The 24,232-nt window shown below is 61.5% G+C and carries 17 protein-coding genes, 2 rRNA genes and 1 pseudogene (1 of these 20 cut by a window edge); 9 read left to right on the plus strand and 11 right to left on the minus strand.

The features are described from left to right. Nucleotides 1-14: 14 nt before the first annotated feature. Together ABIE52_RS19090 and ABIE52_RS19095 are read right to left on the minus strand one after the other, a co-directional pair. Nucleotides 15-1,382 carry a purine-cytosine permease family protein gene (locus ABIE52_RS19090; protein WP_192711811.1) on the minus strand — a complete coding sequence of 456 codons (1,368 nt, stop codon included), beginning with the start codon at nucleotides 1,380-1,382 and terminating at the stop codon, nucleotides 15-17. 151 nt (nucleotides 1,383-1,533) lie between these two features. Next, nucleotides 1,534-2,265 (minus strand): SDR family oxidoreductase, encoded by a 732-nt coding sequence (locus tag ABIE52_RS19095; RefSeq protein WP_192711810.1) that lies wholly within the window; start codon nucleotides 2,263-2,265, stop codon nucleotides 1,534-1,536. A 244-nt stretch (nucleotides 2,266-2,509) separates the two neighbouring features. Here ABIE52_RS19095 and ABIE52_RS19100 point away from each other — a divergent pair, with 244 nt between their 5' ends. Then, nucleotides 2,510-2,650, plus strand: a complete 141-nt coding sequence (locus tag ABIE52_RS19100) for a hypothetical protein (protein ID WP_003941170.1) — start codon at nucleotides 2,510-2,512, stop codon at nucleotides 2,648-2,650. On the opposite strand, the pseudogene ABIE52_RS19105 reads toward ABIE52_RS19100, so the two are convergent. Further along, a pseudogene (locus ABIE52_RS19105) lies at nucleotides 2,638-2,965 on the minus strand (hypothetical protein). The gene ABIE52_RS19100 and the pseudogene ABIE52_RS19105 overlap by 13 nt on opposite strands. 141 nt (nucleotides 2,966-3,106) lie before the next feature. Here ABIE52_RS19105 and ABIE52_RS19110 point away from each other — a divergent pair. From ABIE52_RS19110 to ABIE52_RS19135, 6 genes are all read left to right on the plus strand, one after another. After that, on the plus strand, nucleotides 3,107-3,409 hold the full coding sequence (locus ABIE52_RS19110; RefSeq protein ID WP_354541520.1) for a hypothetical protein: 303 nt from the start codon (nucleotides 3,107-3,109) through the stop codon (nucleotides 3,407-3,409). 428 nt (nucleotides 3,410-3,837) lie between these two features. Beyond that, nucleotides 3,838-5,691, plus strand: a complete 1,854-nt coding sequence (locus ABIE52_RS19115) for a BCCT family transporter (RefSeq protein WP_070161578.1) — start codon at nucleotides 3,838-3,840, stop codon at nucleotides 5,689-5,691. A 122-nt stretch (nucleotides 5,692-5,813) separates the two neighbouring features. Beyond that, a complete protein-coding gene (locus ABIE52_RS19120) occupies nucleotides 5,814-9,707 on the plus strand; it encodes a Pls/PosA family non-ribosomal peptide synthetase (protein ID WP_003941141.1) in 3,894 nt (1,297 codons plus the stop codon). An 11-nt stretch (nucleotides 9,708-9,718) separates the two neighbouring features. Continuing rightward, a complete protein-coding gene (locus tag ABIE52_RS19125; RefSeq protein ID WP_058227999.1) occupies nucleotides 9,719-11,020 on the plus strand; it encodes a M1 family metallopeptidase in 1,302 nt (433 codons plus the stop codon). 148 nt (nucleotides 11,021-11,168) lie between these two features. Continuing rightward, nucleotides 11,169-11,684 (plus strand): hypothetical protein, encoded by a 516-nt coding sequence (locus ABIE52_RS19130; protein WP_063315111.1) that lies wholly within the window; start codon nucleotides 11,169-11,171, stop codon nucleotides 11,682-11,684. Between the two features lie 11 nt (nucleotides 11,685-11,695). Beyond that, the gene (locus ABIE52_RS19135) at nucleotides 11,696-13,267 is read left to right on the plus strand and encodes a flotillin family protein (RefSeq protein ID WP_050655914.1); all 1,572 of its coding nucleotides are present in this window, start codon (nucleotides 11,696-11,698) and stop codon (nucleotides 13,265-13,267) included. Between the two features lie 45 nt (nucleotides 13,268-13,312). Here ABIE52_RS19135 and ABIE52_RS19140 read toward each other — a convergent pair whose 3' ends face one another. Both ABIE52_RS19140 and ABIE52_RS19145 read right to left on the minus strand, forming a co-directional pair. Continuing rightward, the gene (locus ABIE52_RS19140; RefSeq protein WP_192711808.1) at nucleotides 13,313-14,587 is read right to left on the minus strand and encodes an MFS transporter; all 1,275 of its coding nucleotides are present in this window, start codon (nucleotides 14,585-14,587) and stop codon (nucleotides 13,313-13,315) included. Then, the gene (locus ABIE52_RS19145) at nucleotides 14,587-15,231 is read right to left on the minus strand and encodes a GntR family transcriptional regulator (RefSeq protein ID WP_007727164.1); all 645 of its coding nucleotides are present in this window, start codon (nucleotides 15,229-15,231) and stop codon (nucleotides 14,587-14,589) included. The genes ABIE52_RS19140 and ABIE52_RS19145 overlap by 1 nt, the downstream gene beginning before the upstream one ends. Here ABIE52_RS19145 and ABIE52_RS19150 point away from each other — a divergent pair. Then, complete coding sequence (locus tag ABIE52_RS19150) at nucleotides 15,191-16,528, plus strand: GGDEF domain-containing protein (RefSeq protein ID WP_252366598.1); 1,338 nt, start codon at nucleotides 15,191-15,193, stop codon at nucleotides 16,526-16,528. The genes ABIE52_RS19145 and ABIE52_RS19150 overlap by 41 nt on opposite strands. Nucleotides 16,529-16,542: 14 nt before the next feature. On the opposite strand, the gene ABIE52_RS19155 is transcribed toward ABIE52_RS19150, so the two are convergent. From ABIE52_RS19155 to ABIE52_RS19170, 4 genes are all read right to left on the minus strand, one after another. Continuing rightward, nucleotides 16,543-17,340, minus strand: coding sequence for an SDR family NAD(P)-dependent oxidoreductase (locus ABIE52_RS19155; protein WP_054187853.1), 798 nt, complete (start codon nucleotides 17,338-17,340; stop codon nucleotides 16,543-16,545). A 77-nt stretch (nucleotides 17,341-17,417) separates the two neighbouring features. Further along, entirely contained in the window at nucleotides 17,418-18,116 is a 699-nt protein-coding gene (locus ABIE52_RS19160) for a class F sortase (RefSeq protein ID WP_064688680.1), read from the minus strand. Nucleotides 18,117-18,245: 129 nt separating this feature from the next. Continuing rightward, nucleotides 18,246-19,700 (minus strand): hypothetical protein, encoded by a 1,455-nt coding sequence (locus ABIE52_RS19165; protein WP_354541521.1) that lies wholly within the window; start codon nucleotides 19,698-19,700, stop codon nucleotides 18,246-18,248. Between the two features lie 620 nt (nucleotides 19,701-20,320). Further along, a complete protein-coding gene (locus ABIE52_RS19170) occupies nucleotides 20,321-20,779 on the minus strand; it encodes a carboxymuconolactone decarboxylase family protein (RefSeq protein ID WP_192711807.1) in 459 nt (152 codons plus the stop codon). 47 nt (nucleotides 20,780-20,826) lie between these two features. Here ABIE52_RS19170 and pdxR point away from each other — a divergent pair, with 47 nt between their 5' ends. Continuing rightward, nucleotides 20,827-22,221 (plus strand): MocR-like pyridoxine biosynthesis transcription factor PdxR, encoded by a 1,395-nt coding sequence (pdxR, locus tag ABIE52_RS19175; RefSeq protein WP_192711806.1) that lies wholly within the window; start codon nucleotides 20,827-20,829, stop codon nucleotides 22,219-22,221. Between the two features lie 311 nt (nucleotides 22,222-22,532). Here pdxR and rrf read toward each other — a convergent pair. Both rrf and ABIE52_RS19185 read right to left on the minus strand, forming a co-directional pair. After that, a 5S ribosomal RNA gene (rrf, locus tag ABIE52_RS19180) occupies nucleotides 22,533-22,649 on the minus strand. Between the two features lie 153 nt (nucleotides 22,650-22,802). After that, nucleotides 22,803-24,232: ribosomal RNA gene (locus ABIE52_RS19185) — 23S ribosomal RNA — on the minus strand (it continues 1,705 nt past the right edge of the window).

A 24,232-nucleotide genomic window follows, 5' to 3' on the forward strand; every position in this document is an offset into this window, starting at 1 on the left:
CAGTGTGTGCCGTTCTAGTGCGTGAGCGCAGATCTTCCCGAAGTCTCTTGCGGCGCTTCGGTTGCGGTGCGTCCAACTCCGCGAATCAGGCCGAGTCGACCCGCGACGACGTAGAGAACGAAGGCCGAGGCCACCGCGTTGATCGACGGCAGGCCGAAGGTGCTGTAATGACCGATCAGCGCCGAGACGATCCAGATCACCAGCGTGGCCGGTACCCAAGTGGGTGCCGAGTTCGGGAGGGTACCCGCAGCTCGACTCTCCTCCAGATCCTTGCGCCATGTCTTGACGATGAAGTATTCCGCCACCATGATCCCGGCGATCGGCGGGAATCCGACGCCCAACAGGATCAGGAAGTCGGTGAACGAGTTGAGGATTCCGGCAGCCGCGAGGACCGAACCGGTGATGCCGACAACTGCTGTGACAACTGCGCGATTGATCCGTCGACCGAACACGACGTCGATGAAGTTCACGACGCCGAGCCCCGAGCTGTACAGGTTCCAGTCGTTGATCTTGAAGGTGCCGAGAACGATGATCAGAACGCCGACCCAACCGACCGACGAGAGAATGATCGTGGCGATGTCGGAACTGCGAACGGCATGGGCAAGAAGAACACCGGTCAGCCCGATCACGTATTCGCCCAACGTTATTCCGACGAGCGTCTGCTTCACGACATCGCCTGCCGTGCGGTTGAAGCGCGTCATGTCAGGTGTGATCACTGCTCCGGCAATGAAACCGCCTGCGACGATGGTAGTTCCGGCGAGGAAGCTGAGCTCCGGCCCGGCTGGAGCAGATGTCATCAGATCTGACAGCGAGTGATTACGCAGTTCGGCGACGACGGCCCAACCGACCAGGATCAGGAACAGCGGAACGGTGATGTTGGCGATCAGTTGCATGGATCCGAACCCGCGAAGGACTATCGCGGTAATCAGGAGACCGAAGGCCAAAGCCCACGCCCACTGCGGCAGAAACGGCATGATTCCGTGCAAACCTGATGCAGAGACAGCAGATTGAATGCCGAACCAACCGATCAGGCTGACCCCGATCACCAAACCGATCACCGCGGAACCTGCGTGCCCGAATCCACACCAGCGTGCGACCACCGATGTGTTGAGCCCTTCACGAACCCCGATGATGCCGATGAAAATACAGACGACCTCGAGAATCACCGCCCCGACTGTCAATGCCCAGAAGGCATTCCAGAACGTCATACCGTAGCCGAGCGTCGCACCGAGCAAGAACTGTGCGAGTGCCGATACCTGACCGAATCGCTGTACTGCCACCGAGAACCACGAATATCGTGCTTCGCCGGGAACGCGGGTGAGCGCGTAGTCGTCACCGTCGGACACTTCACCGCCGGCGGCGGTCGTTGACGTGTTTTTCATGACGGACTCCTCGAATAGTTGGGAAGTGTTCTCGGAGAAGACGGTACGAATGTGGCAGGGGTCACGCCTATGGGCGAATTGGCGTTTCTTCGTGTTACGACAATGCATTTCGCACAGTCGTCATTTCACACAGTCGCCAAATGGCACGGGTCTAACGCAACGCGTACCCGCCGTCGGGGTACAGCGTGGAACCCGTTGTGTACGTGTTGGTGAAGAGATAGAACACCGCTTGTGCAATCTCGTCTTCGTTCCCGACGCGGCCGAGCACGTTGTTCTCGGCACTCCAGGTGAACGCGGCCTCCCGAACCTCCGCCGGGCGCTGAGCCCACAGATGCCCGTCGATGGTTCCGGGAGCGACAGTGTTGACGCGGATCGGCGACAGTTCGACCGCCAGCCCCCGCCCGAGCCCCTCGATTGCCGCGTTGGCTGCAACGTATGCCGCGGCAGCTGCGGGTGGCCGCACACTGGCAGCGCCGGACATGAGGATCACCGATGCGGTGGGTGCCAGCTTGTCGAGCGCAGCGTGCACGACGCGGTACTGCCCCCAGAACTTGGAGGTGAACGGCGACGCCGCTTCCTCGACGCTCTGTTCACGGAACGAGCCGACCTGGTAATCGGCAGCCGTCGTGAAGAGAGCGTCGACGCTGGGGATGTTGGTGAAGAACGCTTTCACCGAGTCGTCGTCGGAGGTGTCGACGGTGAACCAGTGCGCAGCCTCACCCAGCTGCGCGGCCGCTGCTTCGAGCTTGGATGCGGTTCGGCCACCGAGAACTACCTGCGCGCCGGCGTCGACGGCAAGCTGCGCCACTCGCAGCCCGATGCCTGTTCCGCCGCCGATCAGTACGACGGTCTTGCCTGAGAGAGGAGAAGGTGTCGTTGTCATGCAGCGACTGTAGGGCTCACCGAATTGTCCCGACATGTGCAGAACGCACAGATTTCACTACAGCACAGTGCTAAGTATCGAGACTTAGCTGTTAGAGGACACCGCCCCCGGGGATCTCGCTTGACGACGTTTGCTGCGTCGAAACTGCCTTCGCATGTACTCCTCCTTCGAGTTCGCCTGTAACAAAACAACTCCCACGACCGAAAATGTCGGTGAACCACAACAGCGAAGGGAAGTAACGACTATGGGATCAGCAGACGTCATGGCCTGGCTCGCCGAGGGTTACCTCGCCGGCGATCCGATTCGCTATCCGCTCTACGTCGGATCGATGTTCCTCGCGATGCCGTTCCAACTGATCGGCGTAATTCTGGGTCACCCCTTCTGAATCGTCACATCAGGCCAGGGCGGACGACGTAGAACGGCCAGAGTTGCGATCACTGCGGCCGCCAACCCGATGAACTCCCCCCATCAAAGCCGCCCTGGTGTGATCGACGGCCGGTGACCACGACGGCTCACCCTCGTGGATCGAGAACACTCCCACTGGCACCGGTATCGGGTCGCGGCGCCACCGCCGGTGTAGACGCGAAACCGTGATGATCGTCGATCCGTCGCTGGTCTGGTGCGGTTCTCCGAAGATCGTCGAGGTCCCTGATTCCCCTCGAAATCGCTCCACCGCATCACGAATCTCCATGATCTCCATCGTCGCATCGAAACCGCAGCACTGTGCGAGTATCGATCGATGGCCGAGTGGTGGAATCCGAGCAGGCGCGTCGAGCGATGGTGGCAGACGATTGGCCTCGTCCTGCTCGTAGTCGTAGTCGGTCCGAGCACCATCCATACAGTGGCCACGGAACCGACAACCGGTAATTGGGTTCGCCTGGCAATCTGGCTTTTCGCGACGGCCGGATTTGCCTACGGAACCGTCCAGGCCTGGCGAAACAGGAACAAACCTCAGTCGGTGTGGTGGGAAGGGACAACTGCCCCCACCGAAGTACCCGCCGACGACGTCCGTAGCGCACTCGCGTCGACTGACGACCGTATTCCGGCAAGCAAGGCACTACGCGAACTGCATCCGGGCTTGGGTCTGAAGGATGCGATGGATCTGATCGACGCTCAGCGGGGCGAACAGGGCCCGCATCACTGATAGTTGCGACCATCACAATCACAGTTAGGTATCGACACCTGACCGCCACGATCGGGCAAGCACACCAGGAGTTAACCACCTGACAGACAGGCTGTTTCGCCGAGTTTGACAAATGTGGTCAATCGGTGAGCGTCGACTCGACCGATTCAACTCACCGTACCAATCGAATTCGCCGTTCAGCATTCCACTCATGGCCCAATGCCACTATTACCCAACGATTTACAACCGGAACTACGGTATCCAGTGAGAACTTTCGCGACAGTGCAGCATCTTTCGTCCAGTTGAGTTGACCGAAACTTGACGTTACGTTGAATTTCAAAGCAATAGCCCGGTCTTGACCTGCGATGGTGTGAGCGAAACGCCCACCTACGCGTGACATGTGGCCGCCCTGAGGGGCGCTGTGAATGCCTGAACGTTCGAGGAGTGGAATGACTGCGGTCAAAACTGCGTGGCGTGAACTACGGAAACCCGTGTTCATCCCCGCGTCGATAGTGATCTTTGCCCTGATCGCCTTTGCCGTGATCTACGCGGGAACCGCCGCGGATGCTTTCGAAACACTCAACAACGTGATCAGCGACGGCGTCGGCTGGTGGTACATCCTCTCGGCCACCGGTTTCGTGATCTTCGCGCTGTACTGCGGAATCAGCCGCATCGGCAACATCCGATTGGGACGTGACGACGAGCAGCCCGAGTTCGGGATGCTCTCGTGGTTCGCGATGCTCTTCAGCGCCGGCATGGGCATCGGGCTCGTGTTCTACGGAGTAGCCGAACCACTTTCGCACTACGTGACCCCACCCGTCGCCGGGCAGATCGCCGGATCCACGGACGCCGCAGCCAATCAAGCCATGGAACTGACGCTGTTCCACTGGGGCTTGCATGCATGGGCGATCTACGTCGTCGTCGGCCTTGGTCTGGCGTACATGACCTACCGAAAGGGTCGCCCGCTGTCGATCCGTTGGCTGCTCGAGCCGCTCCTCGGACGGGCTCGCATCGAAGGAAAGATCGGCCACGCCATCGACGTCGTCGCCATCGTCGGCACGCTGTTCGGTGTCGCGACGTCGCTGGGCTTCGGTGTCCAGCAGATCTCGGCCGGCCTCGACTACCTCGGCTGGGTGGAGACCGACAACTGGTTGGTCATCACCATCATCGTCATCGTGACGGGCATGGCCACCTTCTCGGTCGTCTCCGGCGTCACCAAGGGCCTCAAGTGGCTCTCCAACATCAACATGATGCTCGCTGCCGCGCTGGCACTGTTCGTCCTGATTCTGGGACCGACGCTGTTCCTCATGCAGTCGTGGGTGCAGAACCTCGGCGGATACGTCCAGGCCTTGCCCGAACTGATGCTGCGCACGTCCCCGTTCGCCGAAGACGGCTGGCAGGGCGCATGGACCATCTTCTACTGGGGTTGGTGGATGAGCTGGGCACCGTTCGTCGGCATGTTCATCGCGCGCATCTCACGCGGCCGCACCATCCGCGAATTCGTCTTCGGTGTGCTGCTGGCCCCGACGCTGGTTGGTTCGTTGTGGTTCACGATCTTCGGTAACTCCGGCATTCTGCGTCAGCGCAACGAGGGCACGATGCTCGACGCATCCGGCTCAGTGGACACCAACACGTCATTGTTCACGCTTCTCGACGGACTTCCGCTCGGAACGATTTCGAGTGTTCTCGCGATCGTCGTGATCGTCTTCTTCTTCGTCACGTCCGCGGATTCCGGCTCGATCGTCATCGACATCCTTGCGACCGGTGGCAGCTTGGAGACCTCCAAGATCACGCGTGTCTACTGGACGTTCCTCTCCGGTGCCGCGGCCGCAGTTCTCCTCATCGTGGGTGGCAGTGGATCGCTCACGGCGCTGCAAACCGTTGCCATCGCCACGGCGGTACCGTTCTCGGTCATCATGGTGCTGGCATGTCTGTCGATGCTGAAGGCGTTCCGATACGAGGTCGCTTCGGCACCACGCTACCTGCGGGTTTCTACAAATGCCTCGGCATCGACCGACGTTCCGCAACCCACCGAAAAGCGGCTCCGCGATCTGAAGATCTCGTCGACCTTCGCCGGGCTGACCCCGTCACAAAGCGGAATCATGACGGATCCCTCCGACGCCCACATGCTCGTCGCGGTCCACGAAGTCCCCGCCCATGCGGTCAACATCGACCCGGATACCGGCGCCGTCGACTTCTCCGAGGAATCGAAGGTCGTCGATCCACTGGGCGGAGAGGTGTTCGACACACCCGAGTTCGCCGACTCGGCAGAAGGCCACGCGCAAGCTGCCAGTACGGACTGACCGGCACGTTCGGCATGTTGCATTAGGCATATCTGTTCACCAACTCGCAAACTTGTCATGAGACTTTCAACTCGACAGTTCGCAGGACTCTAAGTTTCGTGAGTAGAACAGGACCAACGGGTTTGCCACTCCAGTCGCAGTCGGAGACGGAACAATCTTTCGGGATTCCGTCCGTATTCCTACGGTCGGCGCATGCACCTGCGCCGCGCACGCTCATCGACATCGTGCGGGCCTCAGCCGAGGCCAACCCGGAAGCACCTGCCATCGACGACGGCGACACCACACTGTCGTACTCGGAGTTGCTCGACGAGATCGCGCTCGGTGCGCGCTGGCTCGGTGATGCCGGCGTCGGCGCAGGTGACCGCGTCGGAATCAGGATGCCGTCAGGTTCGCGTTCGCTGTACGTGGCGATCCTGTCGATCCTCGCGGCGGGCGCCGCCTACGTTCCCGTCGACGCCGACGATCCGGAAGAGCGCGCCGAGTTGGTGTTCGGCGAGGCGCAGGTAGCGGCAATCATCACCGGCGACGGAATCCAGCCGGGGACGGCGCCGAAGCGGCTCGAACATCCACCGGTTCGCGAACCCGAACCCGAGGACGACGCCTGGATCATCTTCACCTCAGGATCCACGGGCACCCCCAAGGGCGTCGCGGTCACTCACCTCAATGCCGCAGCCTTCGTCGACGCCGAGGCGCGCATGTTCCTCCAGGACGAGCCCATCGGGCCTGGTGACCGCGTCCTCGCGGGACTCTCCGTGGCATTCGACGCGTCCTGCGAGGAGATGTGGCTCGCGTGGCGCCACGGCGCCTGCCTCGTCCCGGCTCCTCGTTCGCTGGTTCGCAGCGGCATGGACCTCGGCCCGTGGCTGGTCTCGCGTGACGTCAGCATCGTCTCCACTGTGCCGACGCTTGCGTCTCTGTGGCCGGCCGAGGCCCTCGAAGCCGTTCGACTCCTGATCTTCGGCGGCGAAGCCTGCCCACCCGAACTGGCCGAACGCCTGGCCGTCGAGGGCCGCGAGGTCTGGAACACTTACGGCCCCACCGAGGCAACCGTCGTCGCCTGCGGCGCACTGATGGACGGCAAGAGCCCCGTCAGCATCGGCCTCCCCCTCGACGGCTGGGACCTTGCCGTCGTCGACGCCCAGAGCAATCCCGTCGCGGTCGGTGAGGTGGGCGAGCTGGTGATCGGCGGCGTCGGCCTCGCCCGTTACCTCGACCCCGCGAAGGACGCCGAGAAGTACGCGTCGATGCCCTCTCTCGGGTGGGAACGCGCCTACCGAAGCGGCGACCTGGTCCGGCTCGAGACCACCGGCCTGATGTTCCAGGGCCGCGCGGACGATCAGGTCAAGCTCGGCGGCAGGCGCATCGAACTCGGTGAGGTCGACAACGCCTTGCAGAACCTGCCGGGTGTGAGCGGCGCTGCCGCAGCCGTGAAGAAGACGGCAGCCGGCAACCAGCTCCTCGTCGGATACATCGCCAGCACGGATCCCGACTTCGATCTCAAGGCCGCTCATGCGCTGCTCAGCGAGCAGCTACCAGCAGCCCTCGTGCCACGTCTGGCGTTGATGGACGAACTTCCGACGCGTACGTCAGGCAAGGTCGACCGCAATGCGCTGCCGTGGCCGTTGCCCGGCGCCGGTGAAGATGCGGGGGCCGCGTTGGGCCTCGACGGCACCGCTGCCTGGGTTGCCGGCCTGTGGGGATCGATCCTGGGCGCGCAGATCACCGGACTCGACGACGACTTCTTCGAAGTGGGTGGCGGATCCCTCTCTGCGGCTCAGTTGGTGACCGCCCTGCGCGAGCGGTTCCCCGAAGTGACCGTCGCACAGCTCTACGACCATCCACGGTTGGGATCGCTCGCCGAATATCTCGACGAATTGGCACCCACCGAAACTGTGGAGCCGCGCATCGTCGCTCCGACACCCTTGAAAACTCAGCTCGCGCAGATCGCCGTCACCGTTCCCCTCACGACGCTCACCGGACTGCAGTGGGTGACGTGGCTGGCGATCGCGAACAACGTCCTCGGCTGGTTCGTCGACGTCAGCTGGGCGCCCACGGTCTCGTGGTGGTGGATCCTGTTGGCATTCATCGTGTTCATCACGCCGATCGGGCGCATGACCATCGCTGTCGTCGGAGCGCGCCTGCTCCTGCGCAAGCTGGAACCGGGCACGTATCCCCGAGGCGGTAGTGAACACCTGCGTCTGTGGATAGCGCTGCGACTCACCGAAGCCAGTGGCGCAGCCAACCTTTCGGGCGCACCGTGGATGCTCTACTACGCCCGCGCCCTCGGCGCCGACATCGGCAGCGGCGTCGATCTCCACACCCTTCCTCCCATCACCGGCATGCTCGAACTCGGTGACGGCTGCTCCGTCGAACCCGAAGTCGACCTCTCCGGCCACTGGATCGACGGCGACGTCATCCACATCGGTGAGATCAAGATCGGCGACGGCGCCTCCGTCGGTTCACGCTCGACGCTTCTGCCCGGCGCGCGTATCGGTCGGGACGCCGTCGTCGAACCCGGATCTGCGGTGTTCGGCCGAGTGAAGGCAAACCAGCAGTGGGCCGGCTCCCCCGCCACCAAGGTCGGGAAAGCGAATCATCCTTGGCCTGCCGAACATCCGAAGCGCGCGCCCGGCTGGGTGCCGGTATACGGCGTCACCTCGGTCTTCCTGGCCGGTATGCCGATCTTCGCGCTGATGGCCGGGATCGCATTGATCGGTTGGTGGATTCGCGACACCGACACGCTCGCGAGCGCAGTGCTCCAATCGCTGATCATGCTTCCCGTCGCGACCATCCTGAGTTTGCTCGTCTTCGCAGTCGTCACCCTTGTGGCCGTTCGTCTTCTCTCGATCGGGCTGACCCCCGGTTACCACCCTGTCCGCAGCCGCATCGGCTGGCAGGTGTGGGCGACCGAACGCCTGCTCGACTCGGCCAGAACCTTCCTCTTCCCGCTGTACGCGAGCCTGCTGACACCGGGATGGCTCCGCCTTCTCGGCGCCAAGATCGGCAAGAACGTCGAAGCCTCCACCGTGCTCCTCCTTCCCAAGTTCACGACGGTCGCCGACGGCGCATTCCTCGCTGACGACACCATGGTTGCGAGCTACGGCCTCGGCGGCGGCTGGATGCACATCGAACAGGCGAAGATCGGCAAGCGCGCGTTCCTCGGCAACTCCGGTATGACCGCCCCCGGTCGACGCGTCCCCAAGAACGGTCTGGTGGCGGTTCTGTCGGCTACCCCGTCCAAGGCCAAGTCCGGATCATCGTGGCTGGGTAGTCCACCGGTACGTCTGAGAAGGGCTGCCGGAGACACCGACGCCGCCCGCACGTTCAATCCGCCCATGCGCCTCAAGATCGCCCGCGGAGTGGTCGAAACCTGCCGACTGATCCCCGTCATGGTCACGTTCGGCATCGGTCTCGGTGTTCTGTTTGCACTCGAAGCACTGGTCGGCGCAGTCGGATTCTGGTTCGCGGCTCTGCTGAGCGGCGTAATTCTGCTCGTCGCCGGCGCAGTGGCGGGCGCGATTACCATCGCCGCCAAGTGGATCGTCGTCGGACGCATCGCCAAGGTCGAGCATCCGCTGTGGAGTTCGTTCGTCTGGCGAAACGAGGTAGCCGACGCCTTCGTCGAGACCGTCGCGGCGCCGTGGTTCGCTCGCGCGGCGACTGGTACGGCCGTACTGAACATCTTCTTGCGTGGACTCGGGGCCAAGATCGGTAAGGGCGTTTGGTGTGAGTCGTACTGGCTACCCGAGGCAGATCTTGTGACTTTGGGCGACGGAGCGACAGTGGAACGGGGGTGCGTCGTGCAAACTCATCTCTTCCATGATCGGATCATGTCCATGGACACCGTCACTTTGGGAGCAGGAGCAACGCTGGGACCGCACTGTGTCGCGCTACCCGCAGCCGGCATCGGCGCGGGAGCGACGGTAGGGCCTGCATCTCTGGTGATGCGAGGTGACACCGTTCCGCCCTCCACCCGCTGGCAGGGCAACCCGATTGCACCGTGGGTGGCGTCGTGAAGCCGAACCGAATGCTCGAGGAGCCGATCGATCCGTACCTGCCGCTCAACGGCAACCGCGGGTACCGCGTGTCCCGGTACGAACTGGAACTGACGTACAAGGTCTTCAGCAACCGTCTCGCCGGCAAAGCTGTCATCACCGCTGTCACCACCGAGAGCCGATCCAAGTTCAGCTTCGACCTCGCGCAGAACCTGCAGGTGTCCAAGGTGTCCGTCAACGGTGCCCGCGGCACCAAGTACGCGCACTTGAACAACAAGCTGATCCTCACGCCGTCTACCAAGATCCCCGCGGGCGGTGCCCTGTCGGTCACCATCGCGTACAGCGGCAACCCCGAGCCGATCAAGAGCCTGTGGGGCGAAGTCGGCTGGGAGGAACTCGACGAAGGAACTTTGGTCGCAAGTCAGCCCAACGGCGCGGCGTCCTGGTTCCCGTGCGACGACCATCCGATTTCCAAAGCGTCGTACCGCATCTCGATCACCACCGATTCCCCGTTCTATGCCCTCGCCAACGGCAAGCTGATCCGCAAGCAGACCCGTGCGAGTCAGACGACGTGGGTCTACGAGCAGACCGAACCGATGGCAACCTACCTGGCAACCATTCAGATCGGTCAGTACGAGCACCGACAAGTGAGCGCCGGGCCGGTACCGGTCTTCGCCGTTCACCCACCTCGGCTGCGAGCAGCGTTCGACGTCGACTTCGGGCGCCAACCCCAGATGTTGGAGGTCTTCGGAAAGCTGTTCGGACCGTACCCCTTTGCCGACTACACCGCTGTGGTCACCGACGACGAACTCGAAATCCCCATCGAAGCGCAGGGACTCTCGATCTTCGGAGCCAACCATTGCACGGGCAGGCGCGGTTCCGAACGTCTTGTCGCACACGAGCTTGCCCATCAATGGTTCGGCAACAGCCTCACTCTCGGGCAGTGGTGCGACATCTGGCTGCACGAAGGCTTTGCCTGTTACGCGGAGTGGATCTGGTCCGAGAATTCCGGTGGCCCGTCCTCGAACCAACTCGCGACCAACGCCTATCAAGGGCTCGGGCGTAAATCTCAGGACTTGATCGTCGCCAATCCCGGTCCTGCCCTGATGTTCGACGATCGAATCTACAAGCGGGGCGCCTTGACTCTGCACGCCCTGCGCGGCGTTCTCGGAGACGAGAAGTTCTTCGAACTGATCCGCCAGTGGACCACGAAGCATCGGCACAGCACGGTCAGCACCGAGCAATTCACCGATCTCGCTTCACGTTTCACCGACACCCCACTGCGCCCTCTCTGGGATGCATGGCTGAATCAACGCCCGCTACCTCGGCTTTGACGCTTTCCCCCAGCCGTAGCACCACGCCGAAACATTCCGAATGCGCCGATTAGCTTTGTCTTACCTTTACTATAGAGGTGGGCCGAGGGACGACCCCGACAACACAATTCTCAGGGCACGCTTCCTCGACAGGTAGATCGGGGGATCGATGTTTGTTGTATTCACAATATGTTTCGTGATCGGGGTCGTCGCCCTGATCGGAGCCTTTGCCGTCGGCGAGGTTGCAGATCTGGGCGGCGGCCACGCAGACGGGCTGCCATTTCTGAGCCTGACAACTTTGGCCACAGCACTTTTCGGCTTCGGCGCCGGCGGCGTAGCTGCCACTCTCGCGGACGCTCCGACGTTGGTAGCGGTGATTGCAGCACTCGCACTCGCCGCCGTTCTCGTTGTCGTCACGCGCGGCCTTCTTCTCCCCTATCTCCTTAAACAACAAGATAATTCGCACATCGGGCGCAATTCATACCACGGACTGTTGGGCACGGTCACCCTCACCATCGCAGCCGAAGGTTGGGGAGAAGTCTCGTTCGTCGACGCCGAAGGCAATCGCGTCCAGGCCAAGGCCGTCAGTGCACAGCCGATGGCGCTCACCACCGGCACCACCGTCTACATCGCCGATGTAGACGATCAATACCTTCACGTCGTCACGGTTGACGACGCGATCTAAGGACTCGATACATGCTGCCAATCATCATCATTGCGGTTGTAGTCGCAGTAATCATCTTCATCGTTCTCCCCGCGATCTACGTGAAGAACTACGTCAAGGTCCCGCCGAACGAAGTGGCGGTCTTCACCGGACGAGGCAAGCCGAAAGTCGTCCGCGGCGGAGCCCGGTTCAAGATTCCGGGAATCGAACGCGTCGACATCATGTCGCTCGAGCCGTTCAACGTCAGCATCAATCTCAAGAATGCGCTCTCCAACGACGGTGTTCCGGTCAACGTCGAGGCAGTCGGCCTGGTACGAATCGGTTCCGCCGACGAAGCGGTTCAGACAGCGGTGCAACGATTCCTGACCTCCGACCTGGACGAACTCCAACAGCAGATCAACGAAATCCTCGCCGGCAGCCTGCGCGGAATCACCGCGACCATGACGGTCGAGGATCTGAACTCCAACCGCGATTCGCTCGCACGCAGCGTGGTCGAGGAGGCAGGCGGCGACCTCGCCCGCATCGGCATGGAAGTCGATGTCATCAAGATCGCGGGAATCTCCGACTTCAACGGCTACCTCGAATCGCTCGGTCAGCGCCGCATCGCCGAGGTCAAACGTGATGCCGCGATCGGAACTGCTGAAGCAGAGCGTGATTCGCAGATCCAGTCGGCAAAGGCGCGACAGGCAGGCTCCGTCGCGCAGGCCGAGGCCGACACTGCGATCGCGAGTGCAAATCAGAAGCGCGACGTCGAACTCGCTCGCCTTCGAGCACAGACCGAAGCCGAGAACGCCGAAGCCGACCAGGCCGGACCACTCGCGCAGGCAACGGCCGAGAAGGCCGTCGGCATCGCACGTGAGCAGGCCGAGGCGGCCCGCGTCGAAGCTCGCACCGAGGTCGAGCGTCGTCGCGCCCAGCAATCGGAAGCGGCATTGCAGGCAGATGTCATTGCACCGGCCGAGGCCGAACGCCAAGCCTCCATCGCACGCGCAGAGGGTGAGCGACAGGCCGCGATCCTCCGCGCCCAGGCACAGGCCGAGTCAGCAAGGCAGGCCGGCGGGGCTCAGGCCGATGCACGAAAGCTCGTCGCCGACGCTGTTCGCTCCGAGCAGCAGGCTGATGCCGACGGCCTTCGAGCACGTCTGGAAGCCGAAGCTGACGGCCGCAAGGTAGCGGCCGACGCCGTTCGCGCCGAACAGCAGGCCGAAGCGGATGGTTTGCGCGCCAAGCTCGAAGCCGAAGCTGCCGGTAAGCGTCAGATCGCCGAGGCGCTCAATTCCTACACCCCGCAGGCCGCGCAGTTGCTCACTCTGCCTGACGTTCTGGCAGCACTGGTCGACGCCACCGCAGCAGCAGCGAAGCCGGTCGGCGACATCGATCGGATCTCCATCGTCGGCGGCAGCGACGGGGCGCAGGGTTCGATCGGCTCGATCCTGGGCATCAGTCCCCAGGTGATTGCCGGTGTCATCGAAACTCTCGAAAGCTCAGGCGTGGATATCACCGGTTTGCTCAACGGCCTGAACAAGACCGCATCGGTTCCGGCTGGTTCGGTACACAATTCGGTCCACAATTCGGAAAACGGTTCCGCAACCGTAGACGCGTGATTTCGCCCCGGTCCGCCGACTCTCGCAGGAGTCGGCGGGCCGGCTTCACGCGCTCGGAAGATGTGAACGCGACTTGAAGAGAATCAGAATCAAGCAGGCAGCGGCGGCGGCTGATCCGAACAGCAGAGTCACCGTGTAGCTCAGCGCCGGAATGCTTTCCGACAGCATCGCCAGCAACGCAGGCACCGCGAACCCGATGTAAGTGATCGAGTAGAACACCGCGGTCAATCCTGCCAGATCGTCCGGCCCCGCGATTCGCTGGATCTCCAGCAACCCGGACACCAGTGCCATGCCGTACCCGCAACCGAGGATCGCTGCAGCCACGATCGCGATCGCCACGGTCAGCGTCGACGCAACCAGAGCAGCACCGGCCATACCGACCACCAGAAACACCAGAGCCACAACGGCGCCACGAGCACTGCGGTCGGTGTCGATCTTGCGCCCCAACGACTGAATCGCGAATCCGCATGTCAGCGCGACCATGCACAGCAGAGCCGAAAAAGCCACGGGCGCATCGCCACTGTGCCCGGTCATGAGCGCCGGAATAACTGCATACGCGACACTGGCGGCACCGAACACCCACGGCGCCAACGGAACGACGACGTAGAGGAATCTGCGGTGACCTGCCGAGGGGATCTTGAGGTCGTCGATCAACCTGCGACGGTCGGATTTCGCCTGTGCCGGTCGTGTTTCGGGCGCATGCCACAGCGCCATGGCGGCGAGGACGGTGATCGCGATGTGCAGCACGTACGCCAACACACTCGGCATGGGCGCCCACTGCGCCAAGATTCCCGCAGCACCCGCTCCCAAGGCGAAGCCCGCGGTCAGACTCATCGCTGCTCGCCGAGCACCTGCGCCTTCCGACGCCGTCGGATCCCAAGATTGCGTGGACAACTCCTTGACCCAGGAGCCGCCGACGGCCATACCGATCCCCAAGGCGATGCCACAGAGGATTCTTCCCAGGATGAGAGCAGCGGCGGAGTCCGCCCCGAAAGCGAGCAGCGTCGAACCGGCGATCGCGATGATCGGCGCGGGGAGCATGATCGGGCGTCGACCCAATCGATCGGACAGCGGGCCGCCGAGCAGCAGGGCCGGCACAATTCCGACGACGTAGGCGAAGAGGAAGAAATCGACCATCACCGGCGAATAGCCGTGGTCGAGTCGGTACATCACCAGCAGTGGGGTGAATTCGTTTCCGCCCCAGGCAGCGGCGAACATACTGGCGGCAACGGTCAGCCACAGCCACTTTCCGCCGGAGATGCGTTCACCCTCGAGACGAGTTTCGGCCGCGGTCCCAGCGCCGATCGTTTGGGTGCTCATCACAGAGTTCCTTCGAAGCCGAGGCCGTGGACCTGGCGCATGTGTGTGAGGACGGCAGTGTTGTATCCGTCGGCATCGCCTGTGTCGACGAGGTCGGTAAGCGCGGTGTGATCGGCAAGGATGCGCGAGAGTTGGCCGGGGTCGCGTGAGATCGACCGGGCTGTCATCCGTCGTTGCCTGTCGCGCAGACTCGCGTAGAACGAGTCGAGCAAAGGGTTCCCACCGGCGGCAACGATCATCTTGTGGAAGTCGGCATCGATTGCGCTGAACGCGGCCACGTCCCCGCGATCAGCAATCTCACGTTGCTCGATCAGATTCGCGCGCAACGCTGCGACAAGCGCTTCCCGTGCGTGCGGTCGGACCGACACCACTCGAACGCTCTGAGTCTCGACGAGCTGTCTGGCACTGACTACGTGTTCCGCTTCCCCATCCGCGACCGGGACGATCAGCGCCCCCTTCTTCGGATAGAGGCGCATCCAACCTTCCGACTCGAGACGCAGAAACGCCTCACGCACCGGCGTTCGGCTCACATTGGTCCGTGCAGCGATGTCACCCTCACTGATCAGCTCCCCGCCGGCGAGCTCGCCGGAAAGGATCAGCTCCTTGACTTCGCGGAAGACGGTTTCGGAAGCGGAATACAACATAGACACAAGATGTATTTATACTCCACGCTGGCGCAACGCAGACATCCGGGTCGCCGATCCGAACATCTCGGTCCGATGCGGCATCGATCCAGTTAGCATTGCAAGGTGCCAGACAGAAGAGGAATCAGTTCGCGATGAATGGCGCACGCTCCAGCCTTCGAGGACTGATGCACTCATGACATCGCAGATGAAGTCGATGAGGACGCTGACCCGCGAGTGGTTGATTCTTCCCGATCAATACGACCGCTTCACTCGCTATCTCCGCGACAACGGCCTCACGACCGCCACCCGGCTATTACTTGGCATCATTGTCATCGGACTGGGAGTGTGCGCACTACTGAACAGATTCAGCCCTGCCGGTCCGACAAGCACGATTGCGCTGTTCTTCAATACTGTTGTCGTGATCTCGTGCTTCGTAGTCGGAGTCTCATGGTGGGTCTTCGGCCCCACAAAGCGTCGCTCGTTCGGTTTCGTGGTCTTCTGCGACATCGCGGTCACGATCTCCGTCGTTGGAGATTCCTCCCAGCTCGCACGATTGCTCACCTGTGTCATTTTTGCTCTGGTCGGCATCTACATCGCCTACTTCCACAACCCGAAGTTGCAGATCGCGCACATAGCTTTTTCGCTTCTTGTGATCGCGGTGGCTGCGCAGCCAATTCTGTTCGGGCCGGATCGCGATCCAGCCCTTGGTGTTTCGAAAGTACTGGTCGTCATCACCGCGTTGGTGGTCTGCGCATTCATCTCACAGATCGTGCTGACGATGCTCAGCATGGATGCTTCCAGTTCCGACCTCGATCCTCTCACCGGCCTCTTGAACCGTCGTGGCCTCGACCGCCACGTCGAGAAGGTACTCGAGGGGTTCCAGCGTCAAGAATCTGCGGCACTACTCGTTATCGCGATCGACATCGACCGGTTCAAGACGATCAACGACGTGCACGGCCACGACGTCGGCGATCGCATTATTCTCCGGGTATCGCAGCGGTTATCCGCCTGGGCACACGCCGATGCTGTCGTCGCGCGGATCGGCGGCGACGAATTCATCCTCGTCCAAAGACTTTCTGTGCCAGCCATCGGACCGATGCTCAACTCGATCGGACCGGCAATGCACTCGAATACCGACGAGATACCATCGACGTCGAGCGTCGGAATCGCCGTGCGTACCCACAAATTCGTCGCCGGAGAAGACCGCGCAGCAGCGTTCACGGACATGCAGAAAGTCGCCGATTCGGCGATGTACGAAAGCAAGAGACTCGGCGGCGGACGCGTTCACACGATCGTCACCACCGCTGGCAGGTAGCAGTACGCACAATTTCAGTAGTAGACCGGCCCCGGCACTCCTCCACCCGCTGCCACTGCGTCACCGGTGATCGCGATGCTTCGCGGCGATGCCAGGAAGGTCACGACGTCGGCTACTTCTTCGGCATCGATGATCCGATGTATCGAGTTCGTCGCGATACCACGCTCCACCTCTGCCTGCGAGCGGCCGGATTCTTCCGACTCGCGCGTAATCCGTGCGGTCAACCTCTCGGTCCTCGTCACGCCCGGATGGACGACGGTGACGTTGATTCCCTTGGGGCCCAGCTCGTCCGCAAGATTCTTGGTCAGTGCAGACACACTGACGTTGCGGATCGTGTGGGCGATCGAAGTGGCCTGTCTGGCACCCAAACCGCTGATGTTGATGATCCGACCCCAACCCTGATCGATCAGATACGGCGCCACAGCGCGCGCAGTTCGCAGGTACCCCAGCACTTTCACTTCGACTTCGTCTCGCACGACGTCGTCGGTGGTCGCCTCGAAATCCGTCGGCTTTCCGGCGCTGAACGGCGTCGCTGCCGAATTGACAAGAATGTCGACACCGCCGAACTCCATTACCACTTGCCGCACCGACGCCTGAACCGCGTCGTCGTCTCGCGTATCCGTCACGACTCCGATCGCACGAATTCCGAACTCCGAAACCAAATCTCGTGCAACGCTTACGACGGTTCGCTCAGTGCGCGCGAGTATCGCGATGTCGACCCCTTCAGCGGCCAGACCTCTGGCGATTGCCAGACCGATCCCCTTGCTACCACCGGCAACGATCGCACGCTTTCCAGACAGGTGAAGATCCATACCTGCGACACTATCCAACAGGCGGTCCCCGATCTCTACGAAGAGGGATCGGGGACCGTCGGAATCATTCCTGTGTCTCAGACCATCAGATCCGCGTACAGGTAGACGTTGTCGGCGTAGTTGCCCACACCGTCCTCGAATTGCAGTTCGCCGCCGCAGGTTACGACTGCCAACTTACGAGGGCCTTCCGGGCCGGCCAGCACGCTTTCCTCCACACCATCGGCCTTCGGGCGCGTCGTCACCGCAGTCACCTTCCACGACGTGCTCTTACCCGTCGCGTCGGATGTACGGATCACTTCACCCGGCTCGATCGTGCCCAGGTCGAACAGCGCGCCGTTACCCTGGCCGGTCAGATTGACGTGTCCGGCAATCAAGGTCGTGCCGGTGGCGGAATCGAGAGATGCACCGTCGAGCCAGATTCCGACGTTCTTGACGTTCTCCGGCGGAGTGAGAACTCCTTCCGGCACGGTGGCGTCCACGATCGGCGCCTGAACACCGACCGGGTCGAGCGAAAGGGTGTTGGGAGTCATCAACGCATCCGTAGGCGTTGCCGGATTCGCGGAGTGCGACATGACAACTCCCGGACTCGGCGGGATCGCAGCATCGCCATCGGAGGATCGCAGGCCGACGAAGGCCATGGAAGCACCGGCGGCCAACACCGCGATGAGAGCCAGAATGAACGCGACACGACGCCCTTTGCCTGGACTCGCGGGCTGATCGTGGTTGGGATCGTCGTATGGATTGGATGGATTGGGATCCGACTCGTACATGGTCATCGAACTGTCTCCTGCGGGATGAGGCGCCCCCGGCACCTCGTGCGAATTGACGCCCCCTGCGTCTGATCAATGTCGGCACCGATCACACGAATCGTGATCGGTGCCGACGTCTACTACACGTGCCTGGTGTCAGGATCGCTTGCAGCGGAGAGCAACTGCTCCGGCAGCAGCCATTCCGACAAGCCCGAGGCCCGTCACTGCGACGGCGACGTTACGGCCTGAATTCTGTTCAGCAGCACCACCGTCGATGGCAACCGGGCGGGGGCCAGTGGCCGGCTTCGGAGCCGACGGCGCCGGAGTTGCGGGAGTTGCAACCGGCTGCGACGGAACAGGTGCACCCGGAACTACAGGCACGACCGGCACAATCGGCACGATGGGCACGATCGGAACAATCGGCACGATCGGAACGACCGGGGTTGCAGGCGTCGTGGTGGCCGGTGTGGTCGTTGCCGGTGGGGTCGTTGCCGGCGTGCTCGTTGCCGGTGTCGTCGTGGGTGCTGCTGCATATCCGACGCTGGCAGATGCATTCATCGAAGCCGGCCGAACGGTGTCGAACGACGCGAAGATCTGGCACTGTGCGCCTGCCGTGTTCCAGTGCAGGTTCTCGACCGAATCCGGAATGACGCTTGCAGTCACCGAGTAGTCCCCGCCGGCCGCAGCGGTGAGGCAAAGATCAACAGCAGTCGGTGCGTCGCCGCGGCCGTCGACCGTCAGTTGATTTGCAGACAACGTCGCCTTGGCGTTGTCACCACAGACGGTCAGTTCGGTGCCCGCCGAGGACTGAACAGTGATCGGCTTCCGGTACATATTCGTATTCAGGGTGAAAACGGCAGTCTCGCCGGCCTTCAGAGTCCCCGTCGCGGGTGTCTTGCGAACGAGGTCGAGCGTCTGCGTGACGTTCATGATCTCGACGATGCGAGCTCGCTCGTCGTCGCCGATGTTCCTGTCGCACAGGCTTTTGAAATCGGCCATCAGCGGATTGTCGTAGTCCGAGACACACCACACAAGCGTCTGCCGCGCCGAACGTGCATCCTCGCTGCCATTTCCCGAAACGACACCGTCGAGTTTGGCGGGATTCTGCAGCAACCAACTGATGACAGCGAGATCGTCGGCTGACAGATCGGGATTGCCCGAAGACGGCACCGTCGCACCCATCTCGTCGTTGTGCTTGTCAACCGGCAAACCGTTCTCGTCGACACCGGCACACGGATCGAGATCGAAGTCCGTGCAGTACATCCATTCCGACTTCGCAATTCCGTCGACGTCGCGGACACCGCAGACCGGAGCATCCACCGCGGCCGAGGTACCCCGATCGGTGGTGCCGTACATCGGCACGATGTTGCCGTCGTTGTAGTGATCCAGCCGAATGCCGGAGATGTCGAGCATCTGCTCCGAGGGCGTGTACTCGGTGCCCTCACACAACCCAGCGGTGAACGCCGGAGCGGTCGCGGTTCGCACCGGCATCGGCGCGGACACAGCTGGCGAAGCAAAAGCAACGCTACTACCGGCGACCGTTACGGCAATAGCTGCAGTTAGCGAGAGCCGGAGAACAAGCGGCCTACGCCGTGAACCAGACACAGTCATCAAAGCTTCCCTTTCAAGACATTTCGGTAGCGGGACGGTTGCCTGGATTCCCAATACCACGCCACCCAGCGCTCACTTCCGAGAGGATCAGCCGATCACTTTTGGCAATCAGCCAGTTACTGAATGGCAATGTAGTGCATGTTTCAAGAAAGATCACCCAATCGTCGAGCACACAGGGCGCAGCTTGGACATTCGGATGACGAGTTAGCCATGAAGGTGACTGAACCTTTGTCCAACCGCACAACAATCGCGATCCCCCCAAAATCTGCTCATCCAACCGCGACGTTCCCGACATTTCGCCAACGCTAGCCAGTCGGTAACTTGGACATTCTGGGGAAACTCACAGGAAGGGGCGTTTTCAGCTCGCGCGCAAAAGAAGGGGCCCGCTATGCGGACCCCTTCGCCGGAAACTTCCGACCGAGACTGCTTTGTCGGGATTCGGGCAACTTGTAGATGACCCAGAACAATCTCCACTCACATTATGTGATTTGCCTCACATTCAAAGAATCTGTTGGTTTTGTTCACACCCTGAACCAATCTTTTGGTCCTCTTTGCGCCGATTACCCAGATCTCCGACGGCGGAACCCTGCCCTGCCGGAGAGCGGAGCACGAGCCTCGGATCAGTCTCGGACCGGAGGCGCCTTCCTCGTGGTAACCGCAATGCGATTCCACGCATTGATCGTCAAAATGACGCTGATGAGCTGAGCCAGTTCCACGTCCGAGAACTCGCCGGCAGCCTCGCTGTACACCTCGTCCGGAACGAAACCGTCGGTGAGGACTGTCACGGCCTCGGTCAAGGCGAGCGCGGCTCGTTCACGATCGGAGTACATCCCTCGCGCTTCTTCCCACGCGTTCAGTAGGTAGAGCTTCTGCTCCGTGACGCCGACCTTTCGGGCGTCGCGAGTGTGCATGTCCAGGCACCATGCGCATTGATTCAGCTGCGACGCACGCGTGAGGACCAGCTCGACGAGCGTCGGCTCCAGCCCCTTGCGCGCAGCGGCATCCAACGCAATCATCGCCTTGTAGACCTCGGGCGCCAGCTTTGCGATATCCAGTCTTTGTCCTGTTGCTGTAGTCATAACTCAAACGGTAATCCCGGAAAGACCCGGAAACATGGTTCAATCCGGTGGTGAATTCGTGGGCCAATCTTGGGTTCGATCTACATATCGAGCTGCCACAGGGAATCGGGGTTCGCGCTGCACTGCTTCAGACCCTTCGCGACGCGATCGACAGTGGACTGTTGAAGCCCGGCACCAGACTCCCACCTTCCCGCACCCTCGCGCTCGACCTCGGAGTTGCCCGAAACACCGTTGCGGACTGCTATGCCGAGCTCGCCGCAGCTGGGTGGCTTGTCACACGGCCTGGTTCCGGGACCCTGGTCGCCACGCTCGCCAGCACACACACCCGCGAGGTCGAGCCATCACCGACTCGACGACGCTGGACCTACAGCCTTCTCCCTGGATCGCCCGACGCGTCGGCGTTTCCCCGCACTGCATGGATTTCGTCCGCCAGACGTGCTTTGACCACCGCGCCGACCGACGCGTTCGCGACTACTGATCCCAGGGGCCGAGTCGAACTCCGAAACGCCCTCACCACATACCTGAGCCGCACCAGAGGCGTTCGCGTCGATCCGAGCTGCATTGTGATCAGTGCCAGCTCGGGTCACGGGATTTCCCTCCTTGCCCGCGCACTCGGAGGAACGATTGCGGTCGACGCTTTCTGCCTTCACCTGCACCGGCAGTTGCTCGCCGACGAAGGGCTGCTGACAGTTCCCATATCGGTTGACGAATCAGGCACTTGCACAGACGAATTGGCCTCTACATCTGCTGAAAGTGTTCTGCTGACGCCGACCCATCAGTTCCCTCTCGGCGGTCCCCTAACACCGGCGAGGCGCGCGACCGCTCTCGAATGGGCCACGACTACGGGCGGCGTCATCATCGAGGACGACTACGACGGCGAATTCCGTTACGACAGAAAACCTGTCGGTGCACTCCAAGGAATCGCACCGCAGCACGTTGCGTACCTGGGCACTGTCAGCAAGACACTGTCGCCGGCCATTCGCATCGGATGGATGGTGTTGCCGGACAGGCTGATCGAACCTGTCCTCGCAACAAAGGGACCCTACGAACGCTGGGTAAGTTCAACGGATCAATTGACCTTGGCGGACTTCATCGAATCCGGAAGATTCGACAGCCATATTCGAAAGATGCGCACCTCGTACCGACGACGACGCGATCAACTGGTCGCGACACTTGCGCAGCAAGTACCCCAGGTCAGGGTCGAGGGGATCTCCGCGGGACTTCACGCTGTGATCCGTCTGCCCTCCGGCACCGAACAATCTGTTCTTGCAGCGGCCCGGGCGCGCGATCTCGGGCTCGAAGGGCTTTCGGTCTTCCGACATCCCGACGTGTCGTCAGTCGGCGGTGACGGCATCGTCGTCGGCTACAGCACGCCGATGCAGTCGCAGTACTCGAGGACGCTGGACGTGCTCTGCGAGGTGCTGCAGGCAGCTCTGCCATAACGCCTGCCGGCTTTGCCCAGCCGCTCACCTGCCCTGCCCTGCCCTGCCCTGATGGTGTGAACGTACCGTTCCCCTCGCCTAAGAGGGTGAGAGTGTCGTTCACTCGGTCCCGGACGGGGTGGTGAGTCGGCTGTGCTCCCGCCCTTGATGGTGTGAACGGTGCGTTGGGTCGATCTGAGGCGACGACAGTGCTGTTCGCTCGAAGTCGGGGGTGCCGGCGGCGGTGCTTTCGGGTGTTGGTGATGGTGGGGGTGTTTTGGGTACGAGAAAGCCCCCCAACCAGTACTGGTTGGGGGGCTTCTCTAATGTGTGTTCGGCGGTGTCCTACTCTCCCACACCCTGTCGAGTGCAGTACCATCGGCGCTGAAGGGCTTAGCTTCCGGGTTCGGAATGGGACCGGGCGTTTCCCCTTCGCTATGACCGCCGTAACTCTATGAAACTGTCACAGTAACCTTCTTCTGATCACCTGGTTTCACCACCCGTCAACACCAGTTTCTGGTGTTGGGGGATGGAGAAAACAGGGTTTCTCATCAGTATCTGTGTGTTGTTTCAGATACCGCACAGTGGACGCGTAGCTTCTTTGTGGTAAGTCCTCGGCCTATTAGTACCAGTCACCTGCATGCATTACTGCACTTCCAGTTCTGGCCTATCAACCCGGTGGTCTGCCGGGGGCCTTACCCCCTCGAGGGGGTGAGAAACCTCATCTTGGAACAGGCTTCCCGCTTAGATGCTTTCAGCGGTTATCCCTTCCGAACGTAGCTAACCAGCGGTGCTCCTGGCGGAACAACTGGCACACCAGAGGTTCGTCCGTCCCGGTCCTCTCGTACTAGGGACAGCCTTCCTCAAGTTTCTAACGCGCGCGGCGGATAGAGACCGAACTGTCTCACGACGTTCTAAACCCAGCTCGCGTGCCGCTTTAATGGGCGAACAGCCCAACCCTTGGGACCTACTCCAGCCCCAGGATGCGACGAGCCGACATCGAGGTGCCAAACCATCCCGTCGATATGGACTCTTGGGGAAGATCAGCCTGTTATCCCCGGGGTACCTTTTATCCGTTGAGCGACACCGCTTCCACTTGCCGGTGCCGGATCACTAGTCCCGACTTTCGTCCCTGCTCGACCTGTCAGTCTCACAGTCAAGCTCCCTTGTGCACTTGCACTCGACACCTGATTGCCAACCAGGCTGAGGGAACCTTTGGGCGCCTCCGTTACATTTTGGGAGGCAACCGCCCCAGTTAAACTACCCACCAGGCACTGTCCCTGAACCAGATCATGGTCCGAGGTTAGAGGTCCAATTCGATCAGAGTGGTATTTCAACAACGACTCCACGATAACTGGCGTCACCGTTTCACAGTCTCCCACCTATCCTACACAAACCGAACCGAACACCAATACCAAGCTGTAGTGAAGGTCCCGGGGTCTTTTCGTCCTGCCGCGCGTAACGAGCATCTTTACTCGTAATGCAATTTCGCCGAGTCTACGGTTGAGACAGCTGAGAAGTCGTTACGCCATTCGTGCAGGTCGGAACTTACCCGACAAGGAATTTCGCTACCTTAGGATGGTTATAGTTACCACCGCCGTTTACTGGGGCTTAAATTCTCAGCTTCGCTCCCGAAGGAACTAACCGGTCCTCTTAACCTTCCAGCACCGGGCAGGCGTCAGTCCGTATACATCGTCTTACGACTTCGCACGGACCTGTGTTTTTAGTAAACAGTCGCTTCTCACTGGTCTCTGCGGCCCCACCCAGCTCAGACAGTAAATGTCGTCACCAGACAGGGCCCCCCTTCTCCCGAAGTTACGGGGGCATTTTGCCGAGTTCCTTAACCATAGTTATCTCGATCGCCTTAGTATTCTCTACCTGACCACCTGTGTCGGTTTGGGGTACGGGCCGTGTGAAAGCTCGCTAGAGGCTTTTCTCGGCAGCATAGGATCACTGAATTCGCCTCAATCGGCTACGCATCACGTCTCAGGCTATGTGCGACCCGGATTTGCCTAGGTCACGCCCTACACGC

Source organism: Rhodococcus sp. OAS809, assembly GCF_040546695.1.
Lineage (GTDB): Bacteria > Actinomycetota > Actinomycetes > Mycobacteriales > Mycobacteriaceae > Rhodococcus_F > Rhodococcus_F qingshengii.